General features: G+C 64.0%; 11 protein-coding genes and 3 rRNA genes. 12 read left to right on the forward strand and 2 right to left on the reverse strand.

The genetic code is table 11. The annotated features are described in order from the left end of the window. Positions 1-181 precede the first annotated feature (181 nt). From H289_RS0106800 to recN, 9 genes are all read left to right on the forward strand, one after another. Positions 182-1,698, forward strand: a 16S ribosomal RNA gene (locus tag H289_RS0106800). A gap of 428 nt (positions 1,699-2,126) precedes the next feature. After that, positions 2,127-5,235: ribosomal RNA gene (locus H289_RS0106805) — 23S ribosomal RNA — on the forward strand. Positions 5,236-5,392: 157 nt separating this feature from the next. Then, a 5S ribosomal RNA gene (gene rrf / locus H289_RS0106810) occupies positions 5,393-5,506 on the forward strand. Together the 16S, 23S and 5S rRNA genes form the textbook arrangement of a ribosomal RNA operon. A 200-nt stretch (positions 5,507-5,706) precedes the next feature. Further along, complete coding sequence (locus H289_RS0106815; RefSeq protein WP_020100014.1) at positions 5,707-6,540, forward strand: tetratricopeptide repeat protein; 834 nt, start codon at positions 5,707-5,709, stop codon at positions 6,538-6,540. 1 nt (position 6,541) lies between these two features. Continuing rightward, a complete protein-coding gene (locus tag H289_RS0106820) occupies positions 6,542-7,558 on the forward strand; it encodes an HAD-IIA family hydrolase (RefSeq protein ID WP_020100015.1) in 1,017 nt (338 codons plus the stop codon). 8 nt (positions 7,559-7,566) lie between these two features. Next, on the forward strand, positions 7,567-7,737 hold the full coding sequence (locus H289_RS33340) for a hypothetical protein (protein WP_090562517.1): 171 nt from the start codon (positions 7,567-7,569) through the stop codon (positions 7,735-7,737). A gap of 6 nt (positions 7,738-7,743) precedes the next feature. Further along, positions 7,744-8,553, forward strand: a complete 810-nt coding sequence (locus H289_RS0106830) for a TlyA family RNA methyltransferase (protein ID WP_020100017.1) — start codon at positions 7,744-7,746, stop codon at positions 8,551-8,553. Next, complete coding sequence (locus H289_RS0106835) at positions 8,550-9,473, forward strand: NAD kinase (protein WP_020100018.1); 924 nt, start codon at positions 8,550-8,552, stop codon at positions 9,471-9,473. Before H289_RS0106830 ends, H289_RS0106835 begins: the two co-directional genes overlap by 4 nt. After that, on the forward strand, positions 9,473-11,230 hold the full coding sequence (gene recN / locus H289_RS0106840; protein WP_020100019.1) for a DNA repair protein RecN: 1,758 nt from the start codon (positions 9,473-9,475) through the stop codon (positions 11,228-11,230). Before H289_RS0106835 ends, recN begins: the two co-directional genes overlap by 1 nt. Positions 11,231-11,232: 2 nt before the next feature. Here the strand turns inward: recN and H289_RS0106845 are convergent, their stop codons facing one another. Further along, complete coding sequence (locus H289_RS0106845; protein ID WP_020100020.1) at positions 11,233-12,111, reverse strand: pyridoxamine 5'-phosphate oxidase family protein; 879 nt, start codon at positions 12,109-12,111, stop codon at positions 11,233-11,235. Positions 12,112-12,119: 8 nt separating this feature from the next. Further along, positions 12,120-12,581 (reverse strand): VOC family protein, encoded by a 462-nt coding sequence (locus H289_RS0106850; protein WP_020100021.1) that lies wholly within the window; start codon positions 12,579-12,581, stop codon positions 12,120-12,122. A 139-nt stretch (positions 12,582-12,720) separates the two neighbouring features. Between H289_RS0106850 and H289_RS0106855 the strand changes: the two genes are divergently transcribed. The 3 genes from H289_RS0106855 (at position 12,721) to H289_RS0106865 (ending at position 15,476) form a co-directional block, all read left to right on the forward strand. Further along, positions 12,721-13,242 (forward strand): CGNR zinc finger domain-containing protein, encoded by a 522-nt coding sequence (locus H289_RS0106855; protein WP_020100022.1) that lies wholly within the window; start codon positions 12,721-12,723, stop codon positions 13,240-13,242. Positions 13,243-13,342: 100 nt separating this feature from the next. Next, positions 13,343-14,527 carry a putative cytokinetic ring protein SteA gene (gene steA, locus H289_RS0106860; RefSeq protein ID WP_020100023.1) on the forward strand — a complete coding sequence of 395 codons (1,185 nt, stop codon included), beginning with the start codon at positions 13,343-13,345 and terminating at the stop codon, positions 14,525-14,527. A gap of 7 nt (positions 14,528-14,534) precedes the next feature. Beyond that, positions 14,535-15,476 carry a copper transporter gene (locus tag H289_RS0106865; protein WP_020100024.1) on the forward strand — a complete coding sequence of 314 codons (942 nt, stop codon included), beginning with the start codon at positions 14,535-14,537 and terminating at the stop codon, positions 15,474-15,476. The last annotated feature ends 45 nt before the right edge of the window (positions 15,477-15,521 follow it).

Consider the following 15,521-nt stretch of genomic DNA (forward strand, 5'->3'; position numbering starts at 1 on the left):
GGCGTGTTGTTTGAGAACTCAATAGTGTGTTTGGTGGTTTTTGTTTGTTGTTTTTTGACTGCACCTCGTGTTTTCCCGTTTGTGGGGTGTGGTTGTTTTTTTGATGCCAGTTTTTGGTGTCTTTTGTTTAGGTCAGATTGTTCTGAACTGGATTCTGCCCTGTCTTTGGATGGGGAGTTTTTGTTTGGAGAGTTTGATCCTGGCTCAGGACGAACGCTGGCGGCGTGCTTAACACATGCAAGTCGAACGGAAAGGCCCTTCGGGGTACTCGAGTGGCGAACGGGTGAGTAACACGTGGGTGATCTGCCCTGCACTTTGGGATAAGCCTGGGAAACTGGGTCTAATACCGAATAGGACCACGCGCTTCATGGTGTGTGGTGGAAAGCTTTTGCGGTGTGGGATGGGCCCGCGGCCTATCAGCTTGTTGGTGGGGTAATGGCCTACCAAGGCGACGACGGGTAGCCGGCCTGAGAGGGTGACCGGCCACACTGGGACTGAGATACGGCCCAGACTCCTACGGGAGGCAGCAGTGGGGAATATTGCACAATGGGCGCAAGCCTGATGCAGCGACGCCGCGTGAGGGATGACGGCCTTCGGGTTGTAAACCTCTTTCACCAGGGACGAAGCGCAAGTGACGGTACCTGGAGAAGAAGCACCGGCCAACTACGTGCCAGCAGCCGCGGTAATACGTAGGGTGCGAGCGTTGTCCGGAATTACTGGGCGTAAAGAGCTCGTAGGTGGTTTGTCGCGTTGTTCGTGAAAACTCACAGCTTAACTGTGGGCGTGCGGGCGATACGGGCAGACTAGAGTACTGCAGGGGAGACTGGAATTCCTGGTGTAGCGGTGGAATGCGCAGATATCAGGAGGAACACCGGTGGCGAAGGCGGGTCTCTGGGCAGTAACTGACGCTGAGGAGCGAAAGCGTGGGGAGCGAACAGGATTAGATACCCTGGTAGTCCACGCCGTAAACGGTGGGTACTAGGTGTGGGTTCCTTCCTTGGGATCCGTGCCGTAGCTAACGCATTAAGTACCCCGCCTGGGGAGTACGGCCGCAAGGCTAAAACTCAAAGGAATTGACGGGGGCCCGCACAAGCGGCGGAGCATGTGGATTAATTCGATGCAACGCGAAGAACCTTACCTGGGTTTGACATGCACAGGACGCCGGCAGAGATGTCGGTTCCCTTGTGGCCTGTGTGCAGGTGGTGCATGGCTGTCGTCAGCTCGTGTCGTGAGATGTTGGGTTAAGTCCCGCAACGAGCGCAACCCTTGTCCTATGTTGCCAGCGGGTTATGCCGGGGACTCGTAGGAGACTGCCGGGGTCAACTCGGAGGAAGGTGGGGATGACGTCAAGTCATCATGCCCCTTATGTCCAGGGCTTCACACATGCTACAATGGCCGGTACAAAGGGCTGCGATGCCGTGAGGTGGAGCGAATCCTTTCAAAGCCGGTCTCAGTTCGGATCGGGGTCTGCAACTCGACCCCGTGAAGTCGGAGTCGCTAGTAATCGCAGATCAGCAACGCTGCGGTGAATACGTTCCCGGGCCTTGTACACACCGCCCGTCACGTCATGAAAGTCGGTAACACCCGAAGCCGGTGGCCTAACCCTTGTGGAGGGAGCCGTCGAAGGTGGGATCGGCGATTGGGACGAAGTCGTAACAAGGTAGCCGTACCGGAAGGTGCGGCTGGATCACCTCCTTTCTAAGGAGCACCATTTACATGCCCTGATCCAGGGTTTCCCCCATGCCGGCAACCGTGCCGGGGTTCATGGTTGGGATTGTCGCCGGCGCCTGTAGTGGGCTTGTCCGGCGGGTGCATATGACAACAAACGTTCGGCCGGCTGGAAAGCGTTGGTCGTAAAGAATTGCCAGACACACTGTTGGGTCCTGAGACAACAGGCCCGTTCGCTCCCCTCCATACGGGGTGGGAGACACCGCTCCGTTGGGGGTGGTGGGGGTTGTTGTTGCCTCACCGGTTTTGGTGGTGGGGTGTGGTGTTTGATTCGTGGATAGTGGTTGCGAGCATCTAATGCACGCAGAATATGTCGCCTACGGCTTCGGTCGTGGGTGTATGTGTCTGTGGTGTGTTGATGTGCAATTTTGATTCTTGTTTTCAATTGGTTTTTTGTGTCGTAAGTGTTTAAGGGCGCATGGTGGATGCCTTGGCATCAGAGGCCGATGAAGGACGTAGGAGGCTGCGATAAGCCTCGGGGAGCTGCCAACCGAGCGTTGATCCGAGGATGTCCGAATGGGGAAACCCAGCACGAGTGATGTCGTGTTACCCACGCCTGAATATATAGGGTGTGGGAGGTAACGCGGGGAAGTGAAACATCTCAGTACCCGTAGGAAGAGAAAACAATTGTGATTCCGTGAGTAGTGGCGAGCGAAAGCGGATGAGGCTAAACCGTATGCATGTGATACCGGGTAGGGGTTGTGTGTGCGGGGTTGTGGGACCTATCTTTCCAGGGCTATCCCTCTGGAGGGCAGTAAGAAAATGTCGTGGTTAACGGAAGTGGCTTGGGATGGCCTGCCGTAGAGGGTGAGAGTCCCGTACGTGAAAACCCGATGTCTGCCTTGATGGTGTTCCCGAGTAGCAGCGGGCCCGTGAAATCTGCTGTGAATCTGCCGAGACCACTCGGTAAGCCTAAATACCTTCTGATGACCGATAGCGGATTAGTACCGTGAGGGAATGGTGAAAAGTACCCCGGGAGGGGAGTGAAATAGTACCTGAAACCGTGTGCCTACAATCCGTCAGAGCCCTCGTTTACGTGGGGTGATGGCGTGCCTTTTGAAGAATGAGCCTGCGAGTCAGGGACATGTCGCGAGGTTAACCCGTGGGGGGTAGCCGTAGCGAAAGCGAGTCTGAATAGGGCGTATCCACGCAAGTGGTGTAGTGGCATGTTCTGGACCCGAAGCGGAGTGATCTACCCATGGCCAGGGTGAAGCGCGGGTAAGACCGCGTGGAGGCCCGAACCCACTTAGGTTGAAGACTGAGGGGATGAGCTGTGGGTAGGGGTGAAAGGCCAATCAAACTCCGTGATAGCTGGTTCTCCCCGAAATGCATTTAGGTGCAGCGTTGCGTGTTTCTTGCCGGAGGTAGAGCTACTGGATGGCCGATGGGCCTCACCAGGTTACTGACGTCAGCCAAACTCCGAATGCCGGTAAGACAAAAGCGTGGCAGTGAGACGGCGGGGGATAAGCTCCGTGCGTCGAGAGGGAAACAGCCCAGATCGCCGACTAAGGCCCCTAAGCGTGTGCTAAGTGGAAAAGGATGTGCAGTCGCGAAGACAACCAGGAGGTTGGCTTAGAAGCAGCCACCCTTGAAAGAGTGCGTAATAGCTCACTGGTCAAGTGATTGTGCGCCGATAATGTAGCGGGGCTCAAGCACACCGCCGAAGTCGCGGCATCCGCAAGGATGGGTAGGGGAGCGTCCTGCATCCGGTGAAGCAGCCGAGTGATCGAGTTGTGGAGGGTGTGGGAGTGAGAATGCAGGCATGAGTAGCGAATAGGCAAGTGAGAACCTTGCCCGCCGAAAGACCAAGGGTTCCTGGGGCAGGCCAGTCCGCCCAGGGTGAGTCGGGACCTAAGGCGAGGCCGACAGGCGTAGTCGATGGACAACGGGTTGATATTCCCGTACCCGTGTGTGTGCGTCCGTGATGAATCCATTGTGCTAACCATCCAAATGGCACGTGATGATCCTTTCGGGGATCACGTGTTGCCGGCTGCGTGGGACCCTGGTGGGTAGTAGTCAAGCGATGGGGTGACGCAGGAAGGTAGCCGTACCGGTCAGTGGTAATACCGGGGTAAGCCTGTAGGACGAACGATAGGCAAATCCGTCGTTCATGTGTCTGAGAGGTGATGCATAGCCGAGTGAGGCGAATTCGGTGATCCTATGCTGCCAAGAAAAGCCTCTAGCGAGTGCACACATGGCCCGTACCCCAAACCAACACAGGTGGTCAGGTAGAGAATACTAAGGCGTACGAGTTAACTATGGTTAAGGAACTCGGCAAAATGCCCCCGTAACTTCGGGAGAAGGGGGACCTCCATACCGTCAACACCCTTGCGGTGGGTAGCGGGAGGGGGTGGCACAAACCAGTGAGAAGCGACTGTTTACTAAAAACACAGGTCCGTGCGAAGTCGCAAGACGATGTATACGGACTGACGCCTGCCCGGTGCTGGAAGGTTAAGAGGACCTGTTAACTCCTTCGGGGGTGAAGCGGAGAATTTAAGCCCCAGTAAACGGCGGTGGTAACTATAACCATCCTAAGGTAGCGAAATTCCTTGTCGGGTAAGTTCCGACCTGCACGAATGGCGTAACGACTTCTCAACTGTCTCAACCATAGACTCGGCGAAATTGCACTACGAGTAAAGATGCTCGTTACGCGCGGCAGGACGAAAAGACCCCGGGACCTTCACTACAACTTGGTATTGGAGTTCGGTACGGTTTGTGTAGGATAGGTGGGAGACTGTGAAGCGCACACGCCAGTGTGTGTGGAGTCGTTGTTGAAATACCACTCTGATCGTATTGGGCTTCTAACCTCGGACCGTATATCCGGTCCAGGGACAGTGCCTGGTGGGTAGTTTAACTGGGGCGGTTGCCTCCTAAAATGTAACGGAGGCGCCCAAAGGTTCCCTCAACCTGGACGGCAATCAGGTGTTGAGTGTAAGTGCACAAGGGAGCTTGACTGCGAGACCTACAAGTCGAGCAGGGACGAAAGTCGGGACTAGTGATCCGGCACCCCCGAGTGGAAGGGGTGTCGCTCAACGGATAAAAGGTACCCCGGGGATAACAGGCTGATCTTCCCCAAGAGTCCATATCGACGGGATGGTTTGGCACCTCGATGTCGGCTCGTCGCATCCTGGGGCTGGAGCAGGTCCCAAGGGTTGGGCTGTTCGCCCATTAAAGCGGCACGCGAGCTGGGTTTAGAACGTCGTGAGACAGTTCGGTCTCTATCCGCCGCGCGCGTCAGAAACTTGAGGAAACCTGTCCCTAGTACGAGAGGACCGGGACGGACGAACCTCTGGTCTACCAGTTGTCCCACCAGGGGCACCGCTGGATAGCTACGTTCGGACAGGATAACCGCTGAAAGCATCTAAGCGGGAAACCTCTTCCAAGACCAGGTTTCTCACCCTTTTAGAGGGATAAGGCCCCCCGCAGACCACGGGATCGATAGACCAGACCTGCACACCCAGCAATGGGTTTAGGGAACTGGCACTAACCGGCCGAAAACTTACACACACCCAAAAAACCCATGTGTGTAAACAAGACGCACAACATTGCACATCAACCGTGCCCGCAACCACACCACAAAAAGAATCAAACAGACCACACCCCACCACCAAATAACACCCCCAAAGGTGCCAACAGGCTGGTGGAGGCGTAAAATGAATAGAGTTACGGCGGCAACAGCGGCAGGGAAACGCCCGGTCCCATCCCGAACCCGGAAGCTAAGCCTGCCAGCGCCGATGATACTGCCCTGCACGGGCGGAAAAGTAGGACACCGCCGAACACAAATTAGGAATCACCCCCCACATTTATGTGGGGGGTGATTCTATTTGAGGAATTTCCATTTCTCGGCTCGGAAATGGGCCCCGGGCCGGTGCTCGATAGCTTCGCCGCCGGCGCTCGGAGGGCGAGTTTCACGAGCAAAGTTCGGCCAGTGACAGGTCGGGCCGTATTCTGACCTGAGATTTCGTAGGAAAGGTTCCAGTGGTCGACAACAGGCAGGGCGGCGATCGTCGCCCCTCGCGCAGAGACGACGGCGACGCACGACGGGGGCAGCGGCCTCAGCGTGACCGCGCGCAGGCACCCAGACGCCCCGGTTCAGATCGGAACGGCCGGCCACCGCACTCCCGCGACGCCGCGGCGACGTCGGATCGTCCGGCTGGTCCCAGGCTGCCCGACGACGTCGAAGCCAAGCAGCTCTCGCCCGAGGTACGTCGCGAGCTGACGACCCTCGACAAGGCGACCGCGGACTACGTGGCCAAGCACCTCGTCATGGCCGGCGATCTGCTGGAAGAAGACCCGGAAGCCGCTCTCGAGCATGCACGTGCCGCGCGCAACCGCGCGTCGCGCATCGCGGCGATCCGAGAGGCCGTCGGCATCGCGGCGTACCACTGTGGTGACTGGGCCCAGGCCCTCTCCGAGCTGCGTGCCGCACGACGGATGGGGAGCAAGTCTCCGCTGCTGGCCCTCATCGCCGACTGCGAGCGCGGCATCGGCCGTCCGGAGCGCGCCATCGAGCTTGGCCGCAGCCCCGAAGCTGAACAGCTCACCGGTGACGACGCCGACGAACTGAAGATCGTGCTGGCCGGTGCGCGCTGCGACCTCGGCCAGCCGGCGCAGGCATTGGCGCTGCTGTCGAACCCGCCGCTCGATTCCACCCGGACCGGCCAGACGGCAGCTCGCCTGTTCTACGTATATGCCGAGACGCTGCTGGCCCTCGATCGTACGAACGACGCACTCCAGTGGTTCCTGCATGCGGCAGCCGCGGACCTGGAAGGCGTCACGGACGCCGAGGACCGCGTCGCCGAATTGGGCTGACGTGACGACGCTGGCTCAGCTGCACGACTGCCTGCTCCTGGATCTCGACGGCACCGTCTTCCGTGGTCATGAGGCCACCGAAGGCGCCGTCGACGCCCTTGCCGCGGTCACGTCCCGCAAGCTTTACGTGACCAACAATGCGTCGCGAAGCCCGGCCGAGGTGGCCGACCACCTCGATGCGCTCGGTTTCTCCGCGCATGCCGATGATGTGGTGACCAGCGCCCAGAGCGCTGCGCACCTGCTGGCGCTGCAGCTGCCCGCAGGCGCCAAGGTGCTGGTCATCGGTACTGAGGCGCTGGCAGCCGAGGTCGCCAATGTCGGTCTGCAGCCGGTGCGGCAGTTCACCGACGAGCCGGTCGCGGTGGTCCAGGGGCATTCACCTCAGACCGGGTGGGCCGACCTCGCCGAAGCGGCGCTCACCATTCGGGCCGGTGGCCTCTGGGTGGCGGCGAACAGCGACAAGACGCTGCCGTCGGAGCGGGGACTGCTGCCGGGCAACGGCTCGATGGTCGCCGCACTGCAGACCGCCACCGAACAGGTGCCGCAGGTCGCCGGTAAGCCGCAGCCGACGTTGATGAACGATGCCCTGGCCCGCGGCCAGTATCAGGCCCCGTTGGTCGTGGGAGACCGGCTCGACACCGATATCGCGGGGGCGAATGCCGCCGGCCTGCCGAGCCTGATGGTGCTGACCGGGGTGAACAGCGCCGCCGACATGGTGCACGCCATCCCCGCCGAGCGCCCCGACTACCTGGCGCCCGACCTGCGCTCGCTGGACGCTGCTGCGGAGACGTTGCGGATCGGGCCGCACCCCGCGTGGCAGGTGGAGACATCGGGCAACGACGTCGTCGTACGCGCCACCGGAGAGGCTGCCGACGATGATTTGTCGGTGGTCCGCGCCACCGCCGACGCGGTCTGGGCCGCTACCAACGGTCGGGTACGGATCACGGCAGGTGACGACACGGCACGCGCGGCATTGGATCGGTGGTCGCTGCTCGACGGCACCGATCCGCTAGCGTGAACATCGCTATGAGTACCGATCCTGACCAGATCCGCGAAGACATCGCGGTCCTGCTGTCCCACCTCCCGGATCTATCGGGTGAAGGTGATGAGACGCCGGACCTCGAGGCTGTCGCGGCGGGTTTGGACCACGCCCACAATCTGCTGGTCCGGGCGCTGGAATCGGTCGAGAAGGGGTGATCGCACGTGACGCGACGCGCACGTGTTGATGCTGAACTCGTCCGGCGGGGGCTGGCCCGTTCTCGCCAACAAGCGGCCGAACTGATCGAGGCCGGCCGCGTGACGATCGACGGCATGCGGGCATCGAAAGCATCGACGGCCGTCACGCCCGCGGCCAATCTCCTGGTCGCCGAATCCACCGAGCGCAGCTGGGTGTCCCGTGGCGCGCACAAGCTGATCGGTGCCCTTGACGCGTTCGGCGTCTCACCCGAGGGACGGCGCTGCCTGGACGCCGGCGCGTCCACCGGCGGATTCACCGAGGTATTGCTGGACCGCGGAGCGCGCGAGATCGTCGCGGCCGACGTCGGCTACGGCCAATTGGCCTGGTCGCTGCGGTCCGATGATCGCGTCATCGTGATGGAGCGGACGAACGTACGGGAGCTGACGGCCGAGGCCATCGGCGGTCCGGTCGACCTGGTGGTGGCCGACCTGTCGTTCATCTCGCTGGCCACCGTCCTACCGGCACTGACCGCATGTGCGTCGGACCTAGCCGATATCGTTCCCATGGTGAAGCCGCAGTTCGAGGTGGGCAAGGATCGAGTCGGAGCCGGTGGTGTGGTTTCCGACCCGGAACTGCGCGCCGATGCGGTGCTGACGGTCGCACGGCGCGCCGCTGAACTCGGCTGGCATGCGGTCGATGTCACCGCCAGCCCATTGCCCGGCCCGTCGGGCAACGTCGAGTACTTCCTGCGACTGCGGACCACCACCGATGAACCGCTGGAGGGCGACGCCCTCGTCGCAGCCGTCGGCCGCGCGGTCGCCGAGGGGCCGCAGTGACGCGCGAACGCACCGTCCTGCTGGTGATCCACACCGGCCGCGACGAAGCCACCGAAACCGCAACCCGTGTCGAAAAAGTACTGGGCGACAACGGAATCGGTTTGCGCGTGCTCGCAGCCGAGGCCGTCGACCGGGGGGCTCTGCACCTGGCGCCGGACCACATGAGGGCAATGGGCGTCGACATCACGGTCGTCGATCCCGACAGCCACGCCGCCGAGGGCTGTGAACTGGTCCTGGTGCTCGGCGGGGACGGCACCTTCCTGCGGGCGGCCGAGCTGGCCCGCAATGCCGAAATCCCCGTGGTCGGGGTGAACCTCGGACACATCGGGTTCCTGGCGGAAGCCGAGGCCGAGGCCATCGATCACGTGCTCGAGCGCATCATCAACAAGGACTACCGGGTCGAAGAGCGCATGACGCTCGACATCGGGGTTCGCGTCGACGGCGAGATCGTGCAGCGTGGCTGGGCGCTCAACGAAGCCAGCCTCGAGAAGAGCAGCCGGTTCGGTGTGCTGAACGTCGTGCTGGAGGTCGACGGCCGTCCGGTCTCGGCGTTCGGCTGCGACGGTGTGCTGGTGTCGGCCCCCACCGGATCCACCGCCTATGCCTTCTCCGCGGGCGGCCCGATTCTGTGGCCGGATCTCGAAGCAATCCTGGTGGTACCCAACAACGCTCACGCCCTGTTCGCCCGCCCCATGGTGACCAGCCCGGACGCATCGATCGCGATCGAGGTCGAAGCAGGCAACAATGACGCCATGGTGTTCTGCGACGGCCGTCGTCAGATGGTGGTCCCGGCCGGTGGCCGGCTGGAGGTCACCCGCTGCGAAGTCTCGCTGAAATGGGTACGACTCGACAGCGCCCCGTTCTCTGACCGTCTGGTGCGCAAATTCCGGTTGCCGGTGAAAGGGTGGCGCGGCCAGTAATGCTGACCGAGATTCGCATCGAGGCGCTGGGCGCCATCAGTGCGGCCACTGCCGAGTTCGGTCGTGGCCTGACTGTGCTGACCGGCGAAACCGGTACCGGTAAGACCATGGTGGTCACCAGCCTGCATCTGCTGGGTGGCGCACGCGCCGATCCCAGCCGGGTGCGTTCGGGTTCGGCCCGCGCCGTCGTCGAAGGCCGTTTCACCACAACCGAACTCGGCGACGGGGTGTCCGAGCGGGTCGACGAGATCCTGGAGGCCTCCGGCGCGGACCGCGACGACGACGGCAGCGTCATCGCCGCGCGGTCGGTGAGCAAGGACGGGCCGTCGCGCGCGTACCTGGGTGGCCGCAGTGTGCCGGCGAAGTCGCTGGCGACGTTCACCACGGAACTGCTTGCCCTGCATGGGCAGAACGACCAGCTGCGCCTGATGCGCCCCGACGAGCAGCGCGGCGCCCTGGATCGCTACGTCGACGTGACGGGGCTGCTGGCCAAGTACCGCAAGCTGCGCGATGAATGGCTCACCGCCCGCAGGGATTTGATCGACCGGCGCAACCGTGCGCGGGACCTCGCCATGGAGGCCGACCGGCTGCAGTTCGGGCTGGGGGAGATCGACGCGGTGGCGCCGGAAGCCGGCGAGGACGACGCATTGGTGGCCGACATCCGCCGGTTGTCCGAGCTGGACGCGCTGCGGGACGCCGCGCAGACGGCCCGCGCGGCGCTGTCCGGGGAACTGGGTGACGGTCCCGTGGATGACGCCACCTCGGCACTCGATGCGGCGGCGCAGGCCAAGTCGGTGTTGTCGGCGACGGATGACTCCGTGCTGCGCGCCCTCGGCGACCGGCTGGGTGAGGCACTCGCGGTGATCGGTGACGTGTCCGGCGAACTCGGCGATTACCTTTCCGAGTTGCCCAGCGACGCAAGCACTTTGGAATCGAAGCTGGCGCGCCAGGCGGAGCTGCGCAACCTCACCCGTAAGTACGCCGCCGACATCGACGGGGTGTTGCAGTGGGCGGCCGACGCCCGGCAGCGGCTGTCGCAGCTCGACGTCTCGGAAGAGGCCCTCGCCGAACTGCAGAAGCAGGTCGACGAACGCCACGACAAGGTGGTGCTGGCCGCCGCCGAGGTCACCAAGGCGCGCACCAAGGCGTCGAAGTCCTTGGCGAAGGCGGTGACCGCTGAACTCGCGGGACTGGCGATGGGTGGCGCCGGATTCAGCATCACGGTGTCGCCGCTGGAGGCACGTGCCGACGACAGCGCGCCGCTGACCCTGCCGGACGGCACCGCTGTGCATGCCGGCCACGACGGCGTCGACGCCGTCGAGTTCGGTTTCACGCCGCACAGTGGTTCGGACGTGCTGCCGCTGGCCAAGAGTGCGTCCGGTGGTGAGTTGTCGCGCGTGATGCTGGCGCTCGAAGTCGTGCTGTCGGCGTCCGCCGAAGGCACCACGATGGTGTTCGACGAGGTCGACGCCGGCGTCGGTGGCCGCGCCGCCGTGCAGATCGGCAAGCGCCTGGCCCGGCTGGCCCGTACCCACCAGGTCATCGTCGTGACGCACCTGCCGCAGGTCGCGGCCTACGGCGACGTGCACCTGGTCGTGGAGAGCGGCCCGAAGTCGAGCCGCGTGGTCCGCCTCGAGGACGACGACCGGGTCGCCGAGTTGGCCCGCATGCTGGCCGGACTCGGCGACACCGACAGTGGTCGCGCGCACGCCCGCGAGCTGCTCGAGGCCGCGCAGCAGGAGCACGCGACGCCGTAATGTCAGGCGGGGTTGGCGGGCGAGAGCTCGGCCTGACCCCACCGCAGCGGGCTGACGTCGGTCAGCTCGATCACCTCAGCCACGGTGAATTCCACTGAACACTGCGGGCCCTCGTCCCAGATGATCTCGGCGGTACCGGTGAGCTGCAGGGTGGTTCCGGTCTGCCAGTCCGGGATCAGCAGTCCACAGCGCGGGTTGGCGCTGATGTTGCCGAGCGTCATGAACATCGAATTGCCGCGGTAGTCGGGCCAGCGCAGCCGGTTCGGCGAAAGCACCTGCAGGAAGCCGGGATTGCCGCCGCGATGCGAGGCATCGGCGTTGCCGTCGGGATCGGCCGACCCGATGAAGAAGGTGTCGGACCGGGTGACGATCTGCTGCAGGCGCTCATCGAGGACGTCGGCGTGGCGGACGTCCGGCCGATGTGTCTCCTCGGCGACACCGTCGATGTACCGGCGCGAGATGTACTTCGGGCAGTTCGAGTACACCTGGTCGGGGTGGATGCGGAGCCCGTCATCGGTCGGTTGGGCGACGCCGTTGACCCGCATGCGGCGGCGGGTCTGCGGTTCGATCGCGATCATCCCGACGTGTTGGTCCGGCCGGCGTACGACATCGTGCAGCGGATCGCCCGGCACCGGCAGGGCGTCGACCGCGATGGTGTGGTCATCGTCGGCGTGCACGAACCCGGCATGGCCGGTGACCAAACTGGCCCACATCCGTCCCTCCTCGTCGGTCGCGGCGAGCACGACCATCGGCTGCTCGGCCAGGAAAGCCGCCGCGGCGGCCGGAATCTCCGTACGGATCATCCGGCCGACGCGGACAGCGATCTCCGCCTGGCCCATGCGCCGCTGCACTTCCAGCTCACCGGCGTGGTAGGCAGTCATGGCGCGGCTCAGAAGAATCCGCAGGTGGGGGCGGCGCCGTTCGGTGCCGGTGCGGTCTCGGCGCCGCCCGGAGCGTAGATCTCCAGGCGGATGCCGTCGGGGTCGGTGAAGAAGATGCCGCCCGATGCCGCGCCCTCGCCGTGTGCCACCACGCCATCGTGGGCGAACGTCACGCCCAGCTCTTTGAGCGCGGCTTCCACGGTCTGAACCTGCTCGATGGTGTCGACCTGGAACGACAGATGGTGCAGGCCGGGGCTGCGGGTGGAGAACGCGCCGTCGCTCTGCTGCCACAAGGTCAGCCGCAGGGTGCCCTCGGAACCCAGGAAGGCGAAGCGGTGATCGCCTTCGTCACTGATACCGAGTTGTTCGAAACCCAAGGCGCGACGGTAGAAGTCGACGGATCGCGACAGGTCGGTGACGTTGAGCCCGACGTGGCCGGGGGCGAGCTTGGGCGTGATGGCGGTGGTCATCGGTTCCTCCGTTATAACTGTTGATCTGACATTTGAAGGTTAGAATCGGAGGCACAAGGTGTCAACCACCAAAATGAAAATAGATGGTTAGTGGACTGCCGGGAGGCTGTCGATGCAGGAGAGGCGGTTAATCTCAGCTATGCGTGATCCGCGCCCGCATGTCGGCGAACCCCTCGCGCTGGATCTGCTGAACACCCGGTGGATGTCGGCGGAGGGACCTCAGGATCTCCTGGCCGACGTGGCAGGACTCCGATGTTGGTTGGTGGCCAACGATCTCGATGATCGTTGCGAATCCGATGAAAAGACCCGCGCGGCGCTGGTGCGGGCGCGGGAAGCGATCCTGCAGGTGGTCACCGACAGCTCGGCCGACGAGCTGAACGCCGTCCTGGACCACGGCCGCATCCGTCGTTCGCTCGCCGAGTCCGGGCCGCACGACGACGTGGACGTGTCCCGATCCGAATGGCTGCCCGGTTGGCTCGCGGCCGACAACCTGCTGCACCTGCTGGCGGAATCTGCCGGCCGCATCAAGCAGTGCGCGCACCCGCATTGCGTCCTGTGGTTCTACGACGCATCGAAGAACGGCACCCGGCGCTGGCATTCGATGACCACGTGCGGCAACCGCGCGAAGGCCGCTCGGCACTATGCGGCGAAGCGAGATTGAGACCATTCGGCTGTTACGGATGTGACAAAAGAAAACTTCTGAGGCTGTTGTTACGGCGCGCCTCCACCTCTACTTGAGGGTTCATCGACAGAATCGACGCATGAAGATGGCAGCGCTGCTCACCCGAAATGCCGGACCGAAGCCGGGCGTGACTGGAACCGCCCGCGTTGACCGCGACATCGACCGCCTGCTGCGCCGCGTCGGTCCGGGGGACATCGTCATCCTCGATGCGCTCGACCTCGACCGCATCACCGCCGACGCACTGGTGGAGGCCGAGGTCGCCGCCGTGGTGAACGCATCGTCGTCGATCTCCGGCCGCTACCCGAACCTGGGGCCGGAAGTGCTTGTCGCCAACGGGGTTACGTTGATCGACGAAACCGGCCCCGAGGTCTTCAAGAAGGTCAAGGACGGCGCCAAGGTGCGGCTGCACAACGGCGGCATCTACAACGGCGACCGCCGTCTGGTCCTCGGTAACGAGCGCAACGACGAGCAGATCCACGAGATGATGCACGAGGCCAAGAGCGGCCTCGTCGCGCATCTGGAGGCCTTCGCTGGCAACACCATCGAGTTCATCCGCAGCGAGAGCCCGCTGCTGATCGACGGAATGGGCATCCCGGACATCGACGTCGACGTCAACCGCCGGCACGTCGTGGTCGTGACCGACGACCCCAGCGCCGAGGGCGACCTGAAGGCCATCAAGCCCTTCATCAAGGAGTACCAGCCGGTGCTCGTCGGCGTCGGCGCCGGTGCGGACACGCTGCGCAAGGCCGGCTACCGGCCCGCGTTGATCGTCGGCGATCCCGAGGAGATGAGCGCCGACGTGCTGCGGTCCGGCGCCCAGGTGGTGCTGCCGGCCGACGCCGACGGCCACGCCAAAGGCCTTGAGCGCATTCAGGATCTCGGCGTCGGTGCCATGACCTTCCCGGCTGCCGGCTCGGCCGCCGACCTGGCGCTGCTGCTCGTCGACCACCACGGCGCCGCGCTGATCGTCACCGCCGGACACCGCGCCAACATCGAAGAGTTCTTCGACCGCACGCGGCAGTCCAGCACCCCGTCGACGTTCCTCACGCGACTGAAGGTGGGGGAGAAGCTGGTCGACGCGAAAGCCGTTGCGACGCTGTACCGCAGCCGGGTCTCCGGCGGCGCCATCGCGCTCCTGGTCCTGGCGATGCTGGTGGCCGTCATCGTCGCGCTGTACGTCGCGCGCGCCGACGCCACCGTCCTGCACCTGGTGACCGACTACTGGAACCGCTTCCTGCTGTGGGCCCAGGGCTTGGTGAGCTAGCCGGACGATGATTTCCCTACGCTCGCATGCGATCTCACTGGCCGCGGTGTTCCTGGCGCTGGCCATCGGGGTGATGCTCGGTTCCGGTCTGCTGTCCAACACGCTGCTGTCCGGACTTCGTGACGACAAACACGAGTTGCAGAACCAGATCAACAGCCTCACCGACGAGAAGAACGCACTGAACCAGAAGCTCAGTGCGGCAGGCGAGTTCGATGCCCAGATGTCGCCGCGCATGGTGCGCGACGCGCTGGCGGGGAAATCCGTCGTGCTGTTCCGCACCCCGGACGCCGCCACCGACGACGTCGACGCGGCCGCGAAACTGATTGCGGCCGCGGGGGGTTCGGTCACTGGGACCATCGCGCTGACCCAGCAGTTCGTGGACGCCAACGCTTCGGAGAAGCTGCTGTCGGTGGTGAACTCGCCGATCGTGCCGGCCGGACGCCAGCTGAGCACCCGGACCGTCGACCAGGGCTCCCAGGCCGGTGACCTGCTGGGCATCACGCTGCTGCGGGACCGCAACCCGGCCGTCCTGCCCGTCGACGACATGCAGCGCGACACCGTGCTCGCGACGCTGCGTGACACCGGGTTCGTCACCTACGGCACGCAGCGCATCGGGGTCGCCGACAGCGCACTGATCGTCACCGGCGGTGCGTTGGGCGACGACGCCGGCAACCGCGGGGCCACGGTGGCCCGCCTGGCCGCGGGCCTGGCGCCGCACGGCGCGGGCACGTTGGTGGCGGGCCGGGACGGCTGCGCGTCGGGCACCGCGGCCGTTGCCGTCGTGCGCTCGGATGCCGGGCTGTCGGGCGCGGTCGGCACTGTCGACGACGTCAACAGCCAGGCCGGCCGGATCACCACGGTCCTGTCGCTGCAGCAACTCATCGCCGGCGGTCATCCGGCACAGCTCGGTATCGGTCGCGGCGCCAGCTCGGTGACCGTCCTGCAGTAACGCGCCACCGCGCGAGCCGTGGCGACCGTCACCGGCGCGTCAGTC

It is taken from the genome of Mycobacterium sp. 360MFTsu5.1 (genome assembly GCF_000383495.1).
Classification (GTDB): Bacteria; Actinomycetota; Actinomycetes; order Mycobacteriales; family Mycobacteriaceae; genus Mycobacterium; species Mycobacterium mucogenicum_B.

What these genes read in the sequence shown, in the direction of transcription:
- steA (WP_020100023.1), top strand. Translation starts at nt 13,343, where the DNA reads ATGAAGATGGCAGCGCTGCTCACCCGAAATGCCGGACCGAAGCCGGGC.
- H289_RS0106850 (WP_020100021.1), bottom strand. Translation starts at nt 12,581, where the DNA reads ATGACCACCGCCATCACGCCCAAGCTCGCCCCCGGCCACGTCGGGCTC.
- H289_RS0106855 (WP_020100022.1), top strand. Translation starts at nt 12,721, where the DNA reads ATGCGTGATCCGCGCCCGCATGTCGGCGAACCCCTCGCGCTGGATCTG.
- H289_RS0106845 (WP_020100020.1), bottom strand. Translation starts at nt 12,111, where the DNA reads ATGACTGCCTACCACGCCGGTGAGCTGGAAGTGCAGCGGCGCATGGGC.
- H289_RS0106865 (WP_020100024.1), top strand. Translation starts at nt 14,535, where the DNA reads ATGATTTCCCTACGCTCGCATGCGATCTCACTGGCCGCGGTGTTCCTG.
- H289_RS33340 (WP_090562517.1), top strand. Translation starts at nt 7,567, where the DNA reads ATGAGTACCGATCCTGACCAGATCCGCGAAGACATCGCGGTCCTGCTG.
- recN (WP_020100019.1), top strand. Translation starts at nt 9,473, where the DNA reads ATGCTGACCGAGATTCGCATCGAGGCGCTGGGCGCCATCAGTGCGGCC.